Annotated in this window: 4 protein-coding genes; all 4 read right to left on the reverse strand. The window is 48.1% G+C overall.

The genetic code is table 11. The annotated features are described in order from the left end of the window. Positions 1-188 (reverse strand): hypothetical protein (locus FO440_RS24205; protein WP_186292799.1); only part of this gene is annotated, 188 nt, incomplete at its 3' end. A 2-nt stretch (positions 189-190) separates the two neighbouring features. Then, a complete protein-coding gene (locus FO440_RS24210) occupies positions 191-421 on the reverse strand; it encodes a hypothetical protein (RefSeq protein ID WP_144250906.1) in 231 nt (76 codons plus the stop codon). Between the two features lie 233 nt (positions 422-654). Beyond that, positions 655-1782 (reverse strand): alpha/beta hydrolase, encoded by a 1128-nt coding sequence (locus FO440_RS24215; RefSeq protein ID WP_144250907.1) that lies wholly within the window; start codon positions 1780-1782, stop codon positions 655-657. Between the two features lie 79 nt (positions 1783-1861). Continuing rightward, positions 1862-2760: NRAMP family divalent metal transporter (locus FO440_RS24220; protein ID WP_222104053.1), on the reverse strand; the 899-nt coding region annotated here is incomplete at its 5' end.

Consider the following 2760-nt stretch of genomic DNA (forward strand, 5'->3'; position numbering starts at 1 on the left):
GTTTTCTTACTGATCACGTCCGCAGCTTTATCACTGATCCCTTCTTTAATTCTGCGGCTGATTTGCCTGCGGTATTGCGCGCCATCGTCTGTCAGATACAGCCAGCCCAGACTGATTCCTGCTGCTGCACCGATCGCGATTCCTACGATCAAACCCGTATGGTCTTCTTTTTTAAATGGATTTTTCATTTTTAACAATCTTTTAAGATAACCATCCATTTATGTTCATCGTCCAGGGCATAGCTCAGGCCATCGCTCATTGCATAGACATGCCGGCCGCATTTTTCACTGTAAAAACTTTTTGTTTCCCGGATCAATTGACCGCCATTTTCTCTTCGCAAAAAAAATGACAACGCGCTCAATGATGGCTCGATTTCGTTGAGCTTCTGGTATTCCGCTTCTCTGACAAATGCTGAGCTCATCAGGCCGCTTTGATTTCGTGCATATTTTTAAATGCTTCCAGGTCAGCAGTCAGGATAGCCAGTAGTTCAATATCCAGTGCTTTCAGGAGTACGGCAGTTTGTGTTGAGTTTTCCATGGTTTGTTGGTTATGATCTGCTTCATATCGCTAAATATGATGCCATAAAATGTTATGCATGTCAACGCTTAATTACTGTCTGCTTTTATAAGCAAACAGTAATCAAGGTGACTACTTTTACATGCCGAAAGCCTTTTTCAATTGGCTCACCGCGTAAGCCTCCGCATCCTTCGCCTGCGGCACAATGGTACCCATACCGAAGAATTCATGCGTTACCCCGTCATAGTTTTTGGTATCCGTGGTCACACCCGCGGCTTTCAGTTTGCTCACGAGCGTCATGCCTTCTGTCTGCAAAGGGTCTATCTCATCCGTGATCACCGTAGTCGGCGGCAGGCCCTTCAGGTTCGCCGCCACCAGGTTGATCCGCGGATCTTTTCCTTCGGCCATATTGTTCAGGTAATTTTTAACGAACCAGCCCATCATCGCCCTGTTCAGCGGTTTGGCATCCGCGTTTTTGACATAAGATGCGGTTGTCGTGTCTGAGCCCGCAACCGGGTAGACCGCTACGATCCCTGCCGGCAGCATCAACCCGTTATCACGGGCTTTGATCGCCGTATTGATCGCCAGGTTACCACCTGCGCTTTCTCCCGCTAAAGCGATCTTTTTAGGATCGCCCTTGATCGATGCCGCATTTTTTAACGCCCACTCATAAGCTGCATAAGCGTCATTGTGCGCAATTGGGAACTTATTTTCCGGTGCAAGACGGTAGCCTACGGAAATGACGATCGCGCCCACCTGGTCCGCCAGAGTTTTGGCAGATGCTTCATAGACTTTGATATTGGCGATCACAAAGCCGCCGCCATGGTAATATACGATCACCGGGAACGGCCCCTTACCGGTTTTGGGTGTAAAGATGCTTAAGTGGATACTTCCGCCCGAGACAGGAATAACCTTACCAGCCGTATCCAGGTTAAAGGATGGCATGGGAATGTGGTGCTCAGCCATCAGATCCGTCACCGCGTCGGTCGGTGTATGGTTTTTACGCGCCGCTACCGGCGTTAAACTGGCGATCGGTTTGTCACCGTAACTGTCCAGCTTTTCAATCACGGCCAGCATCTCCGGTTTGATGTCGGGCGCCCAGGCCGGGGCAGATCCGGCCGGTTTGACGGTACTCTTGCCGGTGTCAGTCGTAGTAGTTGTCGTTGACGTACTGTCCGTAACGACAAAATTAGTTTTTTTTGATTTACAGGCAGTTCCCAGGATCAGGGCGCCTGCAGCAATAGTTAAAATAATTTTGTTTTTCATGGGTAATTGTTTTTGGTAATTGCAGAGCAAGGGCAAAAGGAGTGCCACATAGCTTTCAGGAATATTCGCCAGTGAATTGTTACTGAAACTGGAAATACAATAAAGCAATTGCGGATGCCGTCATTAATACGAAAGCAAGCCCGCCGAGAATGTTCGACCAGCGGCCATTCGTAAATTTTCCCATTACTTTTTTGTTGTTCCCGATATGCATGACCATCAGGATCATCACCGGGGCAGTTACCCCGTAAAGAATCGCCGTATAGATCAGCGACTGGATAGGGCTCACGCCGACAAAATTAAGTACCAGGCCGATCACCAGCGCCGCAATAACGATGGAATAGAAAGCCTTCGCATTCCCGAATTTCTTTTCGAGCCCTACTTTAAGGCTGAAGGTTTCACCGACCATATAGGACATGGAACCAACCAGTACCGGGATGCACAAAAGACCTGTGCCGATGATGCCCAGCGCGAATAAGACATAAGCCAGTTTCCCCGCTAAAGGTTCCAAAGCTTTGGCTGCCTGCTCCACCGTATCAATTTTGGTAACGTGCGCCTGGTGAAGGACAACACCGGTGGTCAGAATGATAAAGAACATGGTCACATTGGAGGTGCCCATTCCGAAATATACATCGGCCTTGACTTTACCCAAAAGATTTTCACTGATCGCAGGCGCTTTCGATTTTTTATTTACTTTTTCGGAGGACATCGTAGCCTGCCAGAAAAACAAGTAGGGCGCGATGGTCGTCCCCAGGATGGCTACCAGGATCATGATATAATCCTTGGTAAAATGCACTTCAGGCACCACGGTATGCTTTAACACCGCGCTCCAGTCCGTCTTGATCATAAAAGGTACGACCAGGTATAACAGTAAAACAAGGCACAGCCATTTTAAGATGGAAGCGATGCGGTCATAATCAAACCGCACGATCACAAAGATCAGCAATGCTGTAAAAAATATACTGAACACAAAATCCGGGA

Origin of the sequence: Mucilaginibacter corticis (genome assembly GCF_007558865.1) — a bacterium.
GTDB classification, from domain to species: domain Bacteria; phylum Bacteroidota; class Bacteroidia; order Sphingobacteriales; family Sphingobacteriaceae; genus Mucilaginibacter; species Mucilaginibacter corticis.

Excerpts from the sequence above, each read along its gene's own strand:
- FO440_RS24210 (WP_144250906.1), bottom strand. The coding sequence starts at position 421 with ATGAGCTCAGCATTTGTCAGAGAAGCGGAATACCAGAAGCTCAACGAA.
- FO440_RS24215 (WP_144250907.1), bottom strand. The coding sequence starts at position 1,782 with ATGAAAAACAAAATTATTTTAACTATTGCTGCAGGCGCCCTGATCCTG.